We start from the raw sequence: 16,791 nt of genomic DNA, 5'->3' as shown, positions 1-16,791 counted from the left end.
GTGCCCCCAGAGGGAGCACTACCGCGTTGCCTCCGTGAGGTCGTAAACATCGACGTCGTCGATCGTCTGTTTGGCGAAGGTGTTCTGCACCCACTCACGGATGGACTTCGAGGTCTCACTGCCGGGGGCGCCAAATCCCTCGCCGCCGTGGTTGGCGCGCTCCCCATCTACGAAGTAATGGATCTGCCCATCGGCCACGTACTGCTGGAACTGCGCGAGCGTCGGTGACGGATCGGTCCCGTTGAATCCACCGATGGGCATGACGGGCCGACCGGTGGACAGCTGGTATCCCGAGGCCTGGTTGGAGCCCACCGCCGCTGCCACCCAGGTGTAGCGGTCGGCGTTGCCTTCCAGCGCGGCAACAATGTTGGGGCCCGGATCGCTTCCATCCAGCAGACCGCCACCGCGCGGAGAACCGCGCTCAAATTCGGGACGATGCTCTCGCTCGGGCATATCCGGGAAGTCCGGGAAACCGCCTCCCTTGACCTCGGGCCCAGCCGACGGGAGTGCTCCGCTGTGCGGCGTCGCGATGGTCTGGATCGAGTAGGCGATCGGACCGGCGAGCGCCACCACGAGCGCCAAGGCGACGACAGCCCTGGGATATCTGTTCAGGACGATGCCGAGAAGTGCGAGTACCCCTAGGGCCAGAACCGCCCAGCGCAGCCACGGCTGGAACTCCGGTGACCGGCCCAGCAGGATCCAGGCCAGCACTGCGGTAAGAGCCAGAGTCGCGGCCAGAGAAGCTCTTACCCATGATCTTTCGCGCTTCCGCCAGGCCAGGGATGCTCCCGCGCCCACGAGTGCGGCGACAGCGGGTGCCAGCGCCACCGAGTAGTAAGGGTGAAATATGCCCTGCATGTAACTGAACACGGCGCCCGTGGTGAGCATCCACAATCCGAAGACAAGCAGCACCGCCCGACGCGTGTCCGTCCGGGATTCCTTGCGTAGCAGGGCCAATCCCAACACCGCCAGGACCAGTGCCGTCGGGAGCAGCCAGGCAATCTGCCCACCCAGGGCCGGTTGGAACAACCTGCCGATCCCGGGTTCGCTGCCGAAGTGGCCGCCGAAGCCATACATCTCATCGCGCGGGCCCGAGGCACTGCCCTTCTCATTACCGTTGATGCGGCCCAGCCCGTTGTAGCCGAGGGTCAGCTCGAGGATCGAGTTATCGGGCGATCCGCCGATCCACGGGCGCGAGCCGGGCGGCCACAGCTCGACCATGACGATCCACCATCCCGCTGAAACTACTGCCGCGGCAGCCGATCCGGTGAGCTGCGCGAGGCGCTTCCCGGCGACCACGGGTCCGGCGACCAGATAAGTCAGTGCGATGGGCGGGATGACGAGCAGAACCTGCAGCTGCTTGGTCAGGAAACCGAATCCGACCAGCGCCCCGACCAGAAGCAGCCAGCGGGTGCGGCCATCCTCGATGGCGCGCAACATGGCCCACACCGCGGCGATCATCAGGAAGACCAGCAGCGCGTCCGGATTGTTGAACCGGAACATCAGCACCGCCACCGGCGTCACCGCGAGTACCAGCCCAGCCAGCAGACCGGCCCGGTGGCCGAAGTACCGGCGGATGGTCAGGTACAGCAGGCCGACCGACGCCGCACCCAGAAGCACCTGGGGCACCAGAATGCTCCAACTACTGAGACCGAAGATGCGCACCGAAAGTTCCATGAGCCATAGCGAGGCGGGGGGCTTATCAACGGTGATCGAGTTGGCGGCGTCGGAGGATCCGAAGAACGCGGCCTTCCAGGACACCGAACCCGCTTGCACCGCAGCCGAATAAAACGAGTTGGCCCAGCCGTTGGACCCGAGGTTGACCAGGTACGCGGCCGCGGTGCCGATCAGCAGAAGACCAACGCTGATCCGCTCCCGGATCATCGATCGTTCGCGCTTCTGAACACCCAACGCAATCCGACGAACCGGACCAGGGTCGCGACCAGGTTGGCCACGGTCAGCACGATCAGCAGCAGATGCTTAGAGGCGTCCGGAACCAGGTGGTGCATCGCGACGAGCGAGCCACTGGTCAAGGCCAACCCGATGCCGAAGATGACAAGCCCCTGGAACTGATGCTTGGCAACGTTGCGCCGACCCCGCACTCCGAAGGTGAAGAATCTGTTGGCCGCGGTGTTGAGCACCGCAGTGATGAGCAGCGCCAGGAAGTTGGCAGCCTGATCCCCCACCGCCCCGTGCAAGACCAGGAACAGTAGCGCGTAGGCCAATGTGCTTGCCACACCAATGATCCCGAATCGCACCAGCTGGCCGACCATTCCGGGAGGCACACCCTCGACGAGTGGTTCACGGCCAAGGCTGTGACGAAGCTCGTCCAGCGGCAGGGTGCCGAGCATCAGTGCCCGTCCCAACCGCCAGATTCCGAGCAGGTCCTTGCGCACGGTGTCGACGATGTCGACCCGGCTGTCTGGGTCATCCACCCAGTCGACTGGTACCTCGTGAATGCGCAGACCGACGCGCTCGGCCAGTACCAGCAGCTCGGTGTCGAAAAACCATTCTTTGTCCTCGACAAGCGGAAGTAGTTGGCGCGCAACGTCGGTGCGGATTGCCTTGAAGCCGCACTGGGCATCGGAGAATCTCACCTGCAGCGAAGCGTGCAAGATCAGATTGTAGGTACGTGAGATGAACTCGCGTTTGGGGCCGCGGACCACGCGTGAGTTGCGGTTGAGCCGCGATCCGTAGGCGACATCTGAGTGGCCCGAGATCAGGGGTGCGACAAGCGGCATCAGCGCGTTGAGGTCGGTGGACAGGTCTACATCGCAGTAGGCGACAACCTCGGAGTCCGAGGACAACCACGCCGCGGCCAGCGCACGTCCCCGGCCCTTCTCCTCCAGGTGCAGCACGTCAACGCCGTCAAGCTCATCGGCAAGCCGATGCGCGATCTGCAGGGTGCGATCGGTACTGGCGTTGTCGGCGATGGTGATGTGCGCCGTGTACGGCACCTCGCCAGCCAGGAACGCATGCAAACGACGCACGCACGGTTCCAGGTCGTTTTCCTCGTTGTACACGGGAATCACGATGTCGAGGGTCGTCGCGAGTACGGAGGTCGGTGCCGTCGCGGTGTCGATCGGCTGCATCACACTGGTCACATCAGTGACAATGGTGTCTCCGGCTCCGACGCGACTGGGTCGCCACTGTGAGTTTCCTGTGAGGGGTTCCGCCGCGGGCTTTCGACCTCCCGGGCATCACGCACCACGAGGTTTGCGACCGTCCGGGGACTCCGAACCCGCGGCATTCACACATGCCTGTACGCGCCTGGCACGGCTCACCACCGAGCGCACACATAACCCTGATCAAGCCCTCTTAGGGCTATTGCAGCGTATACGATCGTATGATGTTTGATAGTTTTGGCGCCTCCTTTCATCGTTCGAATCGCCGGAACACGCGGCTTCTCATTGCCCTGGGCGGCGTTGTCGCACTGGTCTTGGGTGCCGGCGGCTGGGTGATGTACGCGCATGACTTCGCGATAAGGACGCAGCGGTTGACCATTCCCGGCTCCATCGGGCCGCTTGAAGCAACACTCGCGTTGCCCCATCATGGCGATGGACCATTCGGCTTAGTGGTATTCGTGCACGGTGACGGTGCGGCGAATGCGACACGGGACGGCTTCTACGAGCCGATGTGGGAGTCGTTCGCCAAGGCAGGGTACGCCTCGCTGTCTTGGAACAAGCCGGGAGTCAATGGGGGACAGGGTAACTGGCTGTATCAAAGCATGCACGACCGGGCCGCCGAAGCGGAAGCAGCGATCGACTGGGCCCGCCAGCGCACCGACATTGACCCGCGACGGATCGGGATGTGGGGCATCAGCCAAGGCGGGTGGGTGGTACCCGAGGTCGCCGCGCGTCGGCCGGATCTACAATTCGTGATTCTCGTTGGCGCGGCTGTGAATTGGCTACGGCAGGGCAAGTACAACCTGCTTGCCAACCTGCGGCACCGCGGAGCCTCCAGGTCCGAAATCGACGCCGCGCTAAGTCGCCGAGAAAAGTCACTACAACCACTGCGCGACAATGCCACCTACGAGCAGTACCTTGCAGTACAACAGGATTCGGATCCCATGTCGGCTGATCGATGGAACTTTGTGCGCAAGAACTATCGGGCCGATGTGACCGACACCCTGCCGCAGGTCAAGGTGCCGGTTCTCCTGGCCCTCGGCGACGAGGATCTCAACGTCGATGTCGACGAGACCGAGCAGGTCTACCGGCGGGCACTGCCGCCGCACCAGCTGACGGTGCAGCGGTACCCGAAGGCATCGCACAACATCGTCAAGGCCGATCTGGACAACGACGAGAATTGGCGCTCGACGATGGTCGCGGTGTTCTCTCCGCGTTCGCTCTACGCCCCCGGCTATTTGGATAACCTGCGGAACTACGTTGCGGGACAAGCGGTGCGCTGATCGTGAGGCGCAAGCGGCACACCACGCGGCGGCTGGCGTTCTACGAAGCCGGGGGGGCCGTAATACTGGCGGTGGCGACACTGCCCTTTTCGTCACCATGAAAGGGCGCTCCGCCACCGTGGGTCCAGCTGCTCGGCCTGACATTTCTGCTCGGAATGTTCGCCGTCAAACTGTTCGTCTTGCGCCGAATCACTGTCACAGTGACCCTTGCCAACCTCAACACCGTGCTGCGCCTTCGCCTGGCCATCGGCGTGTACGCGTTGGCGGCATTCATACTCTCTCCATTGCCACCATCATGGGGCTGGTTCTGGTGTGCACTGACGGTTCTTGGCGCCGTGCTGGGCTGCGCGGCGATCGCACGGATGATGCGCACCGAACGGCTCAGATGACCTGTCGAATAGCTTCGCCATACCAGCCGAACAATTGAATTGGTTGTTCGGCTTCGTATTTCGCAAGCTCGCCCCAGCACGCGGCGACCGATGCACGGGCGGCCGTGCCCACCCAGGGCTGCGGGAGCAGCTGCGGCGGCAACAGCGGGTCGGGTTCGACCGCCTGGGTGAACTCCGCCGCCAGCGCAACGGCCAGAGTGAGAACTTCGGTCTGTGACGCGGTGCGCAGCGCGGGAAGAATCGCTTCCGCCACCGCCAGGAGCCTGTGGTGCCGATCTGCGATCGCGTTGATCGGCCATAGCCGCTCAGCCAGCTCTCGGGCCCCGGACTGACCACCAAGCACAAGATCGGTCGTGGTGAACATCGTGACGTGATCGGCCACGCCGAGCTGTTCAGCCGTCGCCCCGATACGGGCCTCCCAGCCATTGGCGCACACATACAGGCCACCCTGGATCGGTGCGCCACCCAACCGAAGGATGCTGTCGCGCATGGCATCGCGCGCCGGGCGGGACGATTCGGGTACCGCGAATGCGACAAGATGCCACCGGCCATCCCACGGAGCAAGGCCGCGATCCTGCTCGTACATATAGCGCACGAAATCCAAGTCCGGCTCGAGGGCGCTCCTTGACGCCCCCGTGGCATGCAGAACTGCCTTGCGGCCCCGTCCCTCCTGCGTGAAACGACCCTCGGCGACAAGACGTTTGACACATAGGCGGACCTGTTGATCACTCATGCCGAGAATGTTGGCGACGTCGTAGAGCTCACCGGCAGCAATGGTCGCGTCCTCGCGGATCATGCTCTCGACCACACTGCGGGTGGAGACAGCAGAGTTCAGGACGTGTTCGATGTCCAAACGTTCACCTCACGAAGCCGCCGCCACATTGTGTTCGACCATCTTACGTTCGGTGGAGTCCCGATCGAATCAAGGCAGCGACGCCCGCTCGACCAGGTACGGCGAAACCCCGCTGTCACACCCGAGTGCCACCCCGAGCTCGGCGAAGAACCGCTGCGGCTCGATGACCGCCTCGGGCGGGTGAACTCCCGCGCGGCGCGCCGTGCCGTCGATCACCTGCGCCATGCCCAGGGCCAGCGGCACGCCGGTGATGCGAGCCATATCACGCAACGCACTTCTGATCGGCTGTGCTTGCGGACCAGCCATGTTCAGGCGTGCGACCGCAGTCTGCCGATCCCCTTGCCACTCGCCCGTGACCGCCGCGAAGAACGGCGGAAGCGTGCCGGGGCCCCGCAGGCGAAGCGCTGCCCAGGCGGAGCGCACCGCGCGACGCCATCCGGGCACCGCGAACGCAACCGCGGCCTGTTCCAGGGTGAGCAATCCGGCGTCGATATCCCGACGCAGCGCGTCGAGATACGCGACTGTCCACGGTGTGATGACCATGAGGTTCAGTGCGGTGCCGATCGGTTTCAGACTGCGTTGCAACGTGATCGGTTCCGGATGCCCAATCGAGTAGGCGGTGCCCCGGTGCCCCGCCGGCAGGTTCAACACGACCGGACTCAACGGACGCTGCTCGATGAGTTGCCCGGCACCCACCGCGGTGATCGTGCCGCTGGCCTGCTCCATCCAATGCACCGCCGCGGCGGTGGGCCGGCCACCTGAGCTCAACAACTGGGCCTTGCCTTCGGTGTCATCGCCGTCGGCGCCGACATCCACTGGCCATGCCGTGTAGATATCGTGGATCGAATCGAATCCCGTTGCGGCGATGGCGGCAAGCAGGTTACTGATCCCTGGACTCGCGCCCATACCGATCACCGCACAGACCCCATGTTCGCGTGCCAACCCATCGAGGTCCAGCATCTGCAACGTCGGCTCCCAGTCGTCGCAGATGTCGAGATAGTGCGTTCGCGTCTCGATCGCCGCACGCAGCACCGTCAATCCGAAACGGAAGTACGGACCAACGGTGTTCAGAACGAGATCCATCGGTTCCAGGACTGCACGTAGCGCCGCCTCGTCGGTGACATCGATCTCGACGGCTCGGACCGGTATGCGGCCCACCCCCAACTGTCGCGCCAATCCCTCGGCAGCACCGAGATCACGATCGGCGATGACGATCTCCTCGACACCCGACATTTCACGAGCGGTGCGGGCAGCAACAGCGCCCATGGCGCCCGCCCCACCTAAAGCTAGAACCTTCATACACCCATAGTACCTATCAATTTCAGAACGATCGTTTATGTATTGATAGATATTGATAGACATTGAGAAATCAACTGACTCCGGTGCCGGTGCGGTGCTCGGTAAGTTGGGCCGGGTGACGGAACCACCCGAAGATCCCGAGATCGACTACCGCTTCACCCTGGCCAACGAACGCACGTTCCTCTCCTGGATCCGCACCGCGCTCGGATTGCTCGCCGGCGGTGTCGCGGTCCAGACGCTCGTCCAACCGTTTCACCATGCCGGAGTCCGGCATGTACTGGCAGCGTCCTGCCTGGCCCTTGCCGTAGTGGTGTCGATTGGCGCATATGTGCATTGGCGCGACGTGAAGGACCGGATGGACCGCGACCAACCACTCAAGGGCACCCTGCTGGTACCCCTACTCGCCGTCAGCATCGGACTAGTCGCGATCCTGGCATCGATCGCGGTCTTCTACCGATGAGGGCGGCTCACGAGACTCGCGCCGCCGAACGCACAGCCCTGGCCTGGCTTCGCACCGGGTTGGCCGCCGCGGGAACCGCTGCGGTCTTCATCACTCACGCACTCATCCACAAACAGACCGCGGGGGCGTCGTTGATCGCCACCGGGGTTGTGCTCGGCATCGTCGCGATCAGCACAGTGCGCCACCACGCGCTGGCCCGGGGGCACTGGCACCACGGCGGCAAGCCCATCGCACTGACCACCCTGACCGTGGTGGTGGTGATTCTGATGTCGACCGGAATCGATATCTCAAATCTGGGTACGTAGGTATACCGGCGTTTCGCGTACCCCGCCCCGTTACCGACACATACTTTGTCCTGTTCGACTCCACCCCTCATCACATATAAGGAGAACGCTATGAAGCGTGGGCTTGTGGTCGCCATTGGCGGCGCGGCGATTATCGCCGCAGGTCTGGTCGGCTGTTCGAGCGATAAGGACAAATCCGAGACCAAGGGCACCACTGTCAGCAATGGCGCCGGCGCAGTTGCCACCAACAGCAGCGCGAAGGTCGTCATCGACGGCAAGGAGCAGAAGATCGAAGGTGCTGTCGTCTGCCAGGCCTCGAACGGCAACGTCAACATCGTCATCGGCAGCGGCGCACAGGGCTTTGGCGCCGTGGTGACGGACGGCGATTCACCGACGGTGAAGTCCGCGGGCCTGGGCAGCCTCGGCGGGCAGTCGCTGGCATTCTCCGAAGGCACCCCCGGAGCGAGCGCGAAGGCCACCAAGGACGGCAAGAAGTACCACATCGAAGGCACCGCCATCGCGGTGGACATGGCCAACCCCATGCAGCCCACCAACAAGCCATTCGAAATCGAGGTCACCTGCCCGTAGGGCACGCGATTCCGATCTAGCGCGCTATCGAGTGCGAGCCTCCCGCGGAAATCACGCCAAGAACCCGCGCCAGGCTCGCACTCGATTCGCGTTATCAGCACCAGGCCGCGCGCCCGGCGGCAAACAACATCTGCCACACGCGTCACATAGCGCGAACCGTCCTGAAAAGCAAGTAGCCCCCACCCCCGCGTGTCACCACAGAATGGCCCTCTACCTGCACTAAGGTCCGGAGAACTGGAGCATCCAGTCCAGGGCGAGGAGGACATCGTGCGCGAACTGAAAGTCATCGGTCTGTCAGCCGACGGCAAGCGAGTGGTCTGCCAGGACGCCAATGGCGCCGACAAGTTCGTCATCGACGCCGACGACAGACTCCGCGCAGCTGCCCGGCGCGATCTGTCCCGTCTGGGACAGATCGAGATCGAAATGGAGAGCTCGTTGCGACCCCGGGAAATTCAGGCTCGCATCCGGGCCGGTGCCACCGTCCAGCAAGTAGCCACCTCCGCCGGAGTCGATGTCTCGCGAATCGAGCGGTTCGCTCATCCCGTATTGCTGGAACGACAGCGCGCAGCCGAGATGGCCACCGCGGCACATCCTGTTCGCAGCGATGGCCCCACGGTCAACACGCTCGCCGATACCGTCGCCGGTGCGATGTTCGCGCGGGGACTCGACCCCGATGGCATTGAATGGGACGCCTGGAAGGTCGAGGACGGCCGGTGGACCGTGCAGCTGTTGTGGCGCGCCGGCCGGTCGGACAATAAGGCACACTTCCGGTTCACTCCCGGGGCCCATGGCGGCACGGTGACCGCGCTCGACGATTCCGCACGCGAGCTCATCGACCCGACGTTCTCCCGAAGCCTGCGCCCCGTCGCGCCGGTAGCTCCCCTCCTCCCCGAGCCCGAGCCGGAGTTGTTCAACGAGCGTTCCGCACCGCAGCCCGAGCCGGTCCGCGAACCGGAACCCGCGGTGACCGAGGAGCACACCAACGCGCAGCCGGCGCCGGCACCGCGGCGCTCACGCCGGAGCAAGCCGACGGTACCCACGTGGGAAGACGTGCTGCTTGGCGTTCGCTCCAGCGGCCAGAACTAAGTGGGGCCGCGCCCTAGGTGATCAGGGCGGTCACCACGGCGGCCACCCATCCGCCGGCGATCCCGATCGCGATCCCCAGCACGAACCATCGCAACACCGGGCGCTCCCGCCAACCCCATAACGTTGGCGAAAGACCCCCCACAGCAACAATATTGAGCAGAACCGCCCACAGCGGATGTACATGCGCCAGGCCGAGACTCAGTACCACCACACCCACCGCGACCACCACGGCCACACACATCGCCGAGACGATGCCCTCGGCCCACGGGGTGTCTGAGTCCGACGGGCCTTTCGCTCTTCGCGCGGGCTGGGGATCGCCGGTCATGGCGCGAGCCTAGCGCGCTCATAGAACGCCAACGCGGCGGCGGTGGCCACGTTCAGCGAGTCGGTGCCGTTGGCCATCGGAATGCGCACTCGAAAATCGCTGGCACGCAGTGCAACATCGGTCAATCCCGGGCCCTCCGCACCCACCATCAGCGCCACCTTCTCCCCCTGCAACGGCGGTAACGCATCGGCCAACGCCCGAGAGTCCCCGGCCGGAGTCATCGCCAGTAATCGGAACCCATTGTCCCGCAGCCTGTACAGCGACTTCGGCCATTCCGGAAGGCGCGCGAACGGCACCAGCAGCGCGTGTCCCATCGACACCCGCACCGCCCTCCGATACAGCGGGTCGGCGCAGCCACTGCCGAAGAACACCGCGTCCACTCCCATTCCCGCGGCGTTGCGAAAGATCGAGCCCAGATTCTCGTGGTCGTTGACACCTTCCAACACCGCCACCGTGCGTGCGTTCTGCATCAGTTCGGCCGCCGACAGCTCCACGGGACGCCGCGCCGCGGCGAGCACGCCGCGGTTGAGATGAAAGCCGACGACCTCCGCCATGACCTCGGCACTTGCCCGGTAATACGGAACATCAACAGGGCCGAGATCGCCTGCGAGCTCGGTCAATCGACGGTCGGTACCCAAGAGGGCTAAGGGGGCGAATCGCGAGGCCACCATGCGCTGCACAACCAGTACGCCCTCGGCGATCACCAGTCCCTTGCCACTGGGCAGATCGGGCCTGCGGTCGACGCTGTTGAGATCGCGGAAGCTGTCCAAACGGGGATCGGCGGCGTTGTCTACGTCAATGACCAGCATCTAGACCCGCCTCGCCAGCGGCGTCGGTTCACACACCGGGGTTGCGACCGGAGCAGGCGGAATGGGTCCGGGACTTATCTGGCCGGCCTCCGGAACCACCTCGGTGACAACCGGACACGGATGACGGCGCAAATACACCGCGCATGTCAGCCCGGCGGCCACTGACACCACCCCACCGATCAGCAGCGGCATCCGCCCACCATGTAGATCGGCCAGCCAGCCCACCAATGGGCTGCCCAGCGGGGTGCCACCCAGGAAAGCCACCATGTAGATGCCCATCACCCTTCCTCGCAGCTGCGAATCCACGGACAGCTGAATGATATTCATCGCCGACGTGGTGAACGTCAGCGCAAGCAGACCTGTCGGGATGAGTGCGACCGCCACCGAGAGGTAGGAGGGCATCGCACTGACGACAGCCTCGGAAACCCCGAAAGCCATGGCGGCGCTGTAGAACAAATTCATGCGCACCTTCTCGGTGCGCCGGGCGGCCAAGGTGGCACCTAACAGCGTGCCGATGGCCAGTGCCGTTGACAGCAGCCCGTACGACTCCGCGCCACGACCGAAGGTCTCACGCGCCAGCACCGCGAGCGTCAGCGAAAAGTTCAGCCCGAACGTCGAGACCAGGAACACCGTCAGCATGATCATGAACAAGTCGCGTCGGTGCCATACATACGAGAATCCCTGGCGCAGCTGCCCCTTGGCGGGAGGGACCGGATCACTCGGGTGCAGCTCATCTGGTCGCATGCGCCACAGCGCGATCCCCACACCGATGAAACTGACGAAGTTCAGCAGGAAGACCCAGCCGGTGCCGACCAGCCCGATCAGCACACCGGAGATCGCCGGCCCGATCACGCCGGCGAGGTTGAACACCATCGAATTGAGCCCGACCGCGTTGGGCAGGTACTCCGGGCCCACCATCTCGATGGTGAAGGACTGCCGGGTGGGCGCCTCGATCGCCGCGGCGCATCCCATCGCGAAGGCCACCGCCATCACGTGCCAGATCCGGACCAGCCCGGTGATCTGCAAGAGGCCCACGGTCAACGCGAACAGCGCCATCAGCGCCTGGGTGACCATGAGCATCCGCCGCTTGTCGTAGCGGTCGGCCAGCATCCCGCCCCACACCGACAGCAAGAGCGTCGGACCGAATTGCAGCGCCATCACCGTGCCGAGCAGGAAGGCGTTGCCATGCGAGAGGTCCAGGACCAGCCAGTCCTGCGCCACTCGCTGCATCCACGTACCGATGAGCGATACCATCTGCCCGCTGATCCACAGCCGGTAGTTGCGTGTGCGCAGCGATGCGAATATCCCGCCGCGGTCAGCCACGGTAGATCATTTTAGAGACTAACGAGATTGTCAGCTAACCGTTTTCATTGACCAGCGCCGAGAGCAGGTCGGTCGCCTGCCGCAGCACCGTGCGTTGGTCCGGGGTGAAATCGTCCAGGTGCTCGCGCAGCCATTCCTCGCGGGCGCTGCGATCTGCCAGCACGATGTCTGCGCCCGCCTCCGACAGCGAGACAACGACCTGGCGGCCGTCAGTCGGATGCGCCGAACGCTCCACCAACCCGAGCTCGGCCAGCGAAGCGATCACCCGCGTCATCGACGGTGGCTGCACGCGCTCACGGGCAGCCAGCGCGCCCGGGGTCATCGCACCCTCGTTGAGCAACGTTGCCAATGCCGACAACTGTGTCAACGAGACCGGCGAATCCGCACGACGAAAGCGCAGATGCCGGGCCAGGCGGATGACAACAAGCGACAGATCGCTGGCCAACCGGGCATCGGGGTCGCTCACGGCCCAAACCTTACGGCACGTCCAGGGCTTTCACAGGGACCTAGCCCGGTGTAGTTCTTCCCCACGTATGCTGCGCATCTAGTGGACACCCCCGCGCCCCAACCGCCCCCGCTCCCGGCCGCACTGCTCAATCCGTGGCCGGTTGTCGTCGCAGGCACCCTGCTCTGGCTCGTTGCCAACATCCTTGCCTTCACGGTTCCCGCGTTCGAAAGCTGGCGCCCCATAACACTCGCCGGACTCGGTACCGGCGCGCTGGGCACGACCATCGTCCTGCTCCAAGTGCGTGCGGCGCGGCGCGGCTCACGCGGTGCGCAAACCGGCTTGTAGCTCGAAAAACCCGCAAACACCCCGGAAAGAGGAGCAAACTCATGCCCAATGCATCACTGCTGGAAACCGCCGTCGAGATCAACGCGCCGGTGGAAAAGGTATGGGGATTGATCGCCGACCTCGACAACATGCCCCGGTGGAGCCCGCAGACCCGCAAGATGTTTGTGCGCGGCCCCGTACAGGCGGGCACCAATGTCATCAACTACAACCGCAAGGGGTGGAAGGTATGGCCGACACGGGCCGTGCTGACCGCCGTCGAGCCCAATAGGCGCCTGGCCTGGCACATCAAGGACAACCTGAGCGAGTGGAGCTACGACCTGGAGCCCACCGCATCCGGTGGTACCCGAGTGACCGAGCGCCGCGTGCTGGGCGAGAAGCGCTCGCCCATCTCCACCAACCTGCAGAACCTGATGTTCGGCGGGACCGAGGTGTTCGACGTGGTGCTCCTTGAAGGGATGCGGACCTCGCTGTCGAAAATCAAGGATGCGGCGGAAAACGCCTAGTCCGCTAGATCCAGGACGCCGTCGTCAAAGGGCTCGTACAACGGCATCGCGGAGTTGACCGGCTGCGGCGTATCGGAATGAGCGCCGCAGCCGTACTCGATGTGCACGACGCGGCCGTCGGCGGCCATCGAGTTGGCGCATGCCCCAAACGTGACACCCAGTGACCCGGCCAGCGGCAGGTAGAAACCGCAGGACCGGCACACCCGACGGGTGGCACGGGCCATGTCGGTATCCGGCCCCCACTCGCCCTCGAACCACCGCTGTGCGGCATCGACGCGCCCGGCCAGACTCAGCACCTGTTTGCGCCCCAACCCGATCTCACCCGCGGTCTCGGTGACCTGCGGATCGCCGCTATCGGTGTACCCGGGCACCAATCGCGGATCATTGGGCGGTGGCGCGAGCAGATCGCCGGGGCCCAGATCGCCCGGGCGGACGCGCTGATCCCAGGGCACCCAGTTCGGTGCGCGCAGCGCCTCGGTGCCCGGAACAAGCACCACCTCACTCACGGTGGCAGCGGTCGCTCCCGGTGGGGCGGCCATCACCACCTCCCAGTGCCATCCGCGATACCCCGGCAGCTCAGCCTCGAAACGGTGGGTCAACGCGTGCAGATCGGTGCTCTCGGAGGAGGCCCCGAGGTACTTGCCCACGGTCTCCCCACTGAACTCGACGATGGCTGTACGAGCCTGGTCGATACAGGTGTAAAGGGCGTCGCGGCCGGAGATAGTGATGTCCATCGCTGACCATCTTCTCACCGTGGGGGACAATTGATGCGTGCGGGACGACTACGCGCGGTTCGGGAACCGCCAACCAGGTAGTGACTCCCCATCTCGTCGCCGAAATCAGGATGCGCGCGACGCCAACTCCCACCCCGGTATGGCCAACTATCCGACGGGTGGCTCCCCGCGCGATCCTCTTCGCGCGGGCGGCTCATCGAAGCGCGATCCCCGTCGCGCGAGCGGCTCATCGAATCGATACCTCCCGCCGCTCGGCGAGGAACGCCGCGAGCGGGTGCGCCGACAGCCCCCGCCCGACCAGGAGATCCCGCCGAAGCTGACGGTCACCCGGGTCGCCGCGATGCGCAGCCGTGAAATGGGCTCCCGAATGTACGGGCTGTTTCACAAGGCCGCGACGGCCGACGGTGCCGACAAATCGGGCCTGACCGCACTCACCTATCCGGTCATGGCCAATTTCGCGGTCGATGCCGCGATGGCAGTGGCCCTGGCCAACACACTCTTCTTCGCCGCCGCCACCGCCGAGTCCAAGAGCAAGGTGGCGCTGTATCTGCTCATCACCATCGCACCGTTCGCGGTCATCGCGCCGCTGATAGGTCCCGCGCTGGATCGTCTGCAACACGGACGCCGGGTCGCGCTCGCCGGGTCGTTTGGGCTGCGCATCGCGCTGGCCGTGATCATGATCGCCAACTACGACGGCGCCAGCGGCAGCTTCCCGCCCTGGGTGCTATATCCGTGCGCGCTCTCAATGCTGGTGCTGTCCAAGTCCTTTGGTGTGTTGCGGAGCGCCGTCACACCGCGTGTGCTGCCTCCGACAATCGACCTGGTTCGGGTCAACTCGCGACTCACCACCTTCGGCCTGGTCGGCGGGACGATTGTGGGCGGTGCGATCGCCGGGGCTTTCGAGCTCTCGTTCACCCGGCTGTTCCAATTGCCCGGAGCACTGTTCGCCGTCATGGCCGCCGCGGCGGTGGGCGCCTGGGCATCCATGCGCATTCCGAAGTGGGTCGAGGTGACCGCCGGTGAGGTGCCTACGACTTTCGGCTATCACGGCGACGACGGCGAACACCCGACGATATTGCTCCGCCGCTCTCACAAGCAGCAGGACAAGATCCGCCAGCCGTTGGGCCGCAACATCATCACCGCGTTGTGGGGCAATAGCACCATCAAGGTGATGGTGGGTTTCCTCACCCTCTACCCGGCCTTCGTCGCCAAATCCCATGATGCGCACGGCTTTCAACAGCTCGCGATGCTGGGCATGATCGGTGCCGCCGCCGGTATCGGAAACTTCGCCGGCAATGCCACCAGCGCTCGGCTCAAGCTCGGCCGCCCCGCCCTCCTCGTGGTGCGGTGCGCCAGCGCGGTCACAGTGGTGGCGCTCGCGGCGGCCTTCGCCGGGGTCCTGGCGGTCGTGGTGTTCGCGACGCTGGTGACATCGGGGGTCAGCGCCATCGCGAAGGCATCTCTGGATGCCTCGCTGCAGGATGACCTGCCCGAGGAATCCCGCGCATCGGCGTTCGGGCGTTCCGAGGCACTGTTGCAGCTGTCCTGGGTGCTCGGCGGCGCGATCGGCGTGATGATCTACACCGATCTATGGGTGGGGTTCACGGTGATATCGGCGGTACTCATCCTCGGCCTGGCCCAGACGCTGGCCAGCTTCCGCGGTGTCTCCTTGATTCCGGGCCTGGGCGGTAACCGCCCGGTGATGGCCGAACAAGAGGGTGGCAAGGTAGTCGCGTGAAGGCAAAACTGGCGGCACTTGCCGCCGTCATGGTGTTGACCGCTGCCGCGATGGTGGGGTTCATCGCCTGGCAGCTGCGCGGGCATGAAGACGAGCGGCCCGAAATCAGTGCTTTCACCCATGGCACCGTCATCCATGCCACGCCCTACCAGTACTGCGACAAGAACAAGCTGGACCAATGCGACCCGCTGGGCCGCACCGTTGAGCTGGTCGTCAATGCCCATGAACCCGTGCAGCTTTCGGTAGATGGACGGATCGCCAAAGCACCGTGGATGCTGTCCCGAATCTACGCACCGGTGGGCGACGTCGATCACAAACGGGCCGAGTCAAGTGTGTACCGCGACCACCGGACCGCCGTGACGATCCCGACGGTCGACAGTGAGGGCCGGCGGCTGCTGGGCCTGGAAATCAAGCTCCCGACGGTGGTTCAGACCGAGACCGGGGATCTGATCGAGGTCACCCACGCCATCTGGTCCGTAGCCACCGTCTGGAAGAACTAGCGCCGCGCGCGATACTCCGCGCGCGCCTGGGCATCGAGATGCTCTGTGGCGTAACGGAGTGCCGTGCGACCCATGGCCGCGGCATGTCCATCCAGATACTCGATGAGCATCTCGGTGCCACAACGCTTTCCGGCCTCACGCAGCATCCAACCGTAGGCCTTCTGAATGAGGTCGCGGCGGTCCCCGATGACCAGCGGCGCCACCGCGAGCAGGGGTTGCGCGTCACCGCGCTTCGTGAAGGCGAAGGTTGCGATGATGCCCACCCGTCGACGCCAGAGGTCGTCTTCCGCAGCCAGCTCTAGCAACAGCGAATAGTCTTGGCCGACAAGCCATTCTCCCAGGATCTGCTCCGCCGAGGAATCAACCAGGTCCCAGTTGTTCACCCGGCCGTCGCGGACCTGCTGCAGGTACATCTGCACCCACGCTTCACATTCGGCGCCCTCGGCGTGCGCGAATTCCCAAACCGCCAGGATCAACCCGGTCAATCGGTGCTCGTGTACATCACTGGCCAGCAGCCGCACGACCGCGTCGCGTCCGATGCCACGGAACTGCCGCGCGAGCTTGCGCTGATCCGGTACGGACACGCCCACGAAGACATCGCCCTCGCCGTATTCGCCAGGACCGGTCTTGAAGAACTGTGCCGACTTCGTGGCCCGGCCGGTATCGCCGACAGCATCGAGCGCCGCGATCACATCTTCG

At 64.7% G+C, this 16,791-nt stretch carries 19 protein-coding genes and 1 pseudogene; 10 read left to right on the top strand and 10 right to left on the bottom strand.

Annotation, left to right across the window (positions count from 1 at the left end; all coding sequences use genetic code 11):
* Positions 1-18: 18 nt before the first annotated feature.
* Both DSM43276_RS03785 and DSM43276_RS03780 read right to left on the bottom strand, forming a co-directional pair.
* Positions 19-1,884, bottom strand: coding sequence for a glycosyltransferase family 39 protein (locus DSM43276_RS03785; RefSeq protein WP_078330723.1), 1,866 nt, complete (start codon positions 1,882-1,884; stop codon positions 19-21).
* The gene (locus DSM43276_RS03780) at positions 1,881-3,104 is read right to left on the bottom strand and encodes a bifunctional glycosyltransferase family 2/GtrA family protein (protein ID WP_078330722.1); all 1,224 of its coding nucleotides are present in this window, start codon (positions 3,102-3,104) and stop codon (positions 1,881-1,883) included. The genes DSM43276_RS03785 and DSM43276_RS03780 overlap by 4 nt, the downstream gene beginning before the upstream one ends.
* Before the next feature lie 356 nt (positions 3,105-3,460).
* Between DSM43276_RS03780 and DSM43276_RS03775 the strand changes: the two genes are divergently transcribed.
* The gene (locus DSM43276_RS03775; RefSeq protein ID WP_412458689.1) at positions 3,461-4,408 is read left to right on the top strand and encodes an alpha/beta hydrolase family protein; all 948 of its coding nucleotides are present in this window, start codon (positions 3,461-3,463) and stop codon (positions 4,406-4,408) included.
* Between the two features lie 2 nt (positions 4,409-4,410).
* A pseudogene (locus DSM43276_RS24055) lies at positions 4,411-4,797 on the top strand (hypothetical protein).
* On the opposite strand, the gene DSM43276_RS03765 reads toward DSM43276_RS24055, so the two are convergent.
* Together DSM43276_RS03765 and DSM43276_RS03760 are read right to left on the bottom strand one after the other, a co-directional pair.
* Complete coding sequence (locus tag DSM43276_RS03765; protein WP_078330721.1) at positions 4,790-5,650, bottom strand: PaaX family transcriptional regulator C-terminal domain-containing protein; 861 nt, start codon at positions 5,648-5,650, stop codon at positions 4,790-4,792. The pseudogene DSM43276_RS24055 and the gene DSM43276_RS03765 overlap by 8 nt on opposite strands.
* Before the next feature lie 69 nt (positions 5,651-5,719).
* On the bottom strand, positions 5,720-6,949 hold the full coding sequence (locus DSM43276_RS03760; protein ID WP_078330720.1) for a saccharopine dehydrogenase family protein: 1,230 nt from the start codon (positions 6,947-6,949) through the stop codon (positions 5,720-5,722).
* A gap of 115 nt (positions 6,950-7,064) precedes the next feature.
* Here DSM43276_RS03760 and DSM43276_RS03755 point away from each other — a divergent pair, with 115 nt between their 5' ends.
* The 4 genes from DSM43276_RS03755 to sepH all read left to right on the top strand — a co-directional run bounded on the left by DSM43276_RS03755 (position 7,065) and on the right by sepH (position 9,367).
* On the top strand, positions 7,065-7,409 hold the full coding sequence (locus DSM43276_RS03755; RefSeq protein ID WP_078324964.1) for a YidH family protein: 345 nt from the start codon (positions 7,065-7,067) through the stop codon (positions 7,407-7,409).
* Positions 7,406-7,714, top strand: coding sequence for a DUF202 domain-containing protein (locus DSM43276_RS03750; RefSeq protein WP_078330719.1), 309 nt, complete (start codon positions 7,406-7,408; stop codon positions 7,712-7,714). The genes DSM43276_RS03755 and DSM43276_RS03750 overlap by 4 nt, the downstream gene beginning before the upstream one ends.
* 90 nt (positions 7,715-7,804) lie before the next feature.
* A complete protein-coding gene (locus DSM43276_RS03745; RefSeq protein WP_078330718.1) occupies positions 7,805-8,281 on the top strand; it encodes a lipoprotein LpqH in 477 nt (158 codons plus the stop codon).
* A 267-nt stretch (positions 8,282-8,548) separates the two neighbouring features.
* Positions 8,549-9,367, top strand: a complete 819-nt coding sequence (gene sepH / locus DSM43276_RS03740; protein ID WP_078330717.1) for a septation protein SepH — start codon at positions 8,549-8,551, stop codon at positions 9,365-9,367.
* A gap of 13 nt (positions 9,368-9,380) precedes the next feature.
* Here the strand turns inward: sepH and DSM43276_RS03735 are convergent, their stop codons facing one another.
* Genes DSM43276_RS03735 through DSM43276_RS03720 form a run of 4 tightly spaced genes read right to left on the bottom strand, consistent with a single transcriptional unit; the run spans position 9,381 to position 12,290 of the window.
* On the bottom strand, positions 9,381-9,692 hold the full coding sequence (locus DSM43276_RS03735) for a DUF2537 domain-containing protein (protein ID WP_078330716.1): 312 nt from the start codon (positions 9,690-9,692) through the stop codon (positions 9,381-9,383).
* Positions 9,689-10,501, bottom strand: coding sequence for a TrmH family RNA methyltransferase (locus tag DSM43276_RS03730; RefSeq protein ID WP_078330715.1), 813 nt, complete (start codon positions 10,499-10,501; stop codon positions 9,689-9,691). The genes DSM43276_RS03735 and DSM43276_RS03730 overlap by 4 nt, the downstream gene beginning before the upstream one ends.
* Complete coding sequence (locus DSM43276_RS03725; protein ID WP_078330714.1) at positions 10,502-11,824, bottom strand: MFS transporter; 1,323 nt, start codon at positions 11,822-11,824, stop codon at positions 10,502-10,504.
* Between the two features lie 34 nt (positions 11,825-11,858).
* A complete protein-coding gene (locus tag DSM43276_RS03720; RefSeq protein WP_078324858.1) occupies positions 11,859-12,290 on the bottom strand; it encodes an Rv0880 family HTH-type transcriptional regulator in 432 nt (143 codons plus the stop codon).
* Between the two features lie 81 nt (positions 12,291-12,371).
* On the opposite strand from DSM43276_RS03720, the gene DSM43276_RS03715 reads away from it, so the two are divergent.
* Both DSM43276_RS03715 and DSM43276_RS03710 read left to right on the top strand, forming a co-directional pair.
* Positions 12,372-12,617 carry a DUF2530 domain-containing protein gene (locus tag DSM43276_RS03715; protein ID WP_078330713.1) on the top strand — a complete coding sequence of 82 codons (246 nt, stop codon included), beginning with the start codon at positions 12,372-12,374 and terminating at the stop codon, positions 12,615-12,617.
* Positions 12,618-12,658: 41 nt separating this feature from the next.
* Positions 12,659-13,120: an SRPBCC family protein gene (locus DSM43276_RS03710; RefSeq protein ID WP_078330712.1), complete on the top strand. Its 462-nt coding sequence runs from the start codon at positions 12,659-12,661 to the stop codon at positions 13,118-13,120.
* Here the strand turns inward: DSM43276_RS03710 and DSM43276_RS03705 are convergent.
* Positions 13,117-13,854 (bottom strand): DUF3027 domain-containing protein, encoded by a 738-nt coding sequence (locus tag DSM43276_RS03705; protein ID WP_078330711.1) that lies wholly within the window; start codon positions 13,852-13,854, stop codon positions 13,117-13,119. The two genes, DSM43276_RS03710 and DSM43276_RS03705, sit on opposite strands and share 4 nt — an antisense overlap.
* A 139-nt stretch (positions 13,855-13,993) precedes the next feature.
* Here DSM43276_RS03705 and DSM43276_RS03700 point away from each other — a divergent pair, with 139 nt between their 5' ends.
* Positions 13,994-15,592: an MFS transporter gene (locus tag DSM43276_RS03700; protein ID WP_078330710.1), complete on the top strand. Its 1,599-nt coding sequence runs from the start codon at positions 13,994-13,996 to the stop codon at positions 15,590-15,592.
* On the top strand, positions 15,589-16,092 hold the full coding sequence (locus tag DSM43276_RS03695) for a DUF2771 domain-containing protein (protein WP_078330709.1): 504 nt from the start codon (positions 15,589-15,591) through the stop codon (positions 16,090-16,092). Before DSM43276_RS03700 ends, DSM43276_RS03695 begins: the two co-directional genes overlap by 4 nt.
* Here DSM43276_RS03695 and DSM43276_RS03690 read toward each other — a convergent pair.
* Positions 16,089-16,781 carry a DNA alkylation repair protein gene (locus tag DSM43276_RS03690; RefSeq protein ID WP_078330760.1) on the bottom strand — a complete coding sequence of 231 codons (693 nt, stop codon included), beginning with the start codon at positions 16,779-16,781 and terminating at the stop codon, positions 16,089-16,091. The genes DSM43276_RS03695 and DSM43276_RS03690 overlap by 4 nt on opposite strands.
* Positions 16,782-16,791: the final 10 nt, after the last annotated feature.

It is taken from the genome of Mycobacteroides salmoniphilum (genome assembly GCF_004924335.1).
Lineage (GTDB): Bacteria > Actinomycetota > Actinomycetes > Mycobacteriales > Mycobacteriaceae > Mycobacterium > Mycobacterium salmoniphilum.
Note: the sequence above shows the minus strand (reverse complement) of the source record. Positions and strands in the feature narration are given on the sequence as shown.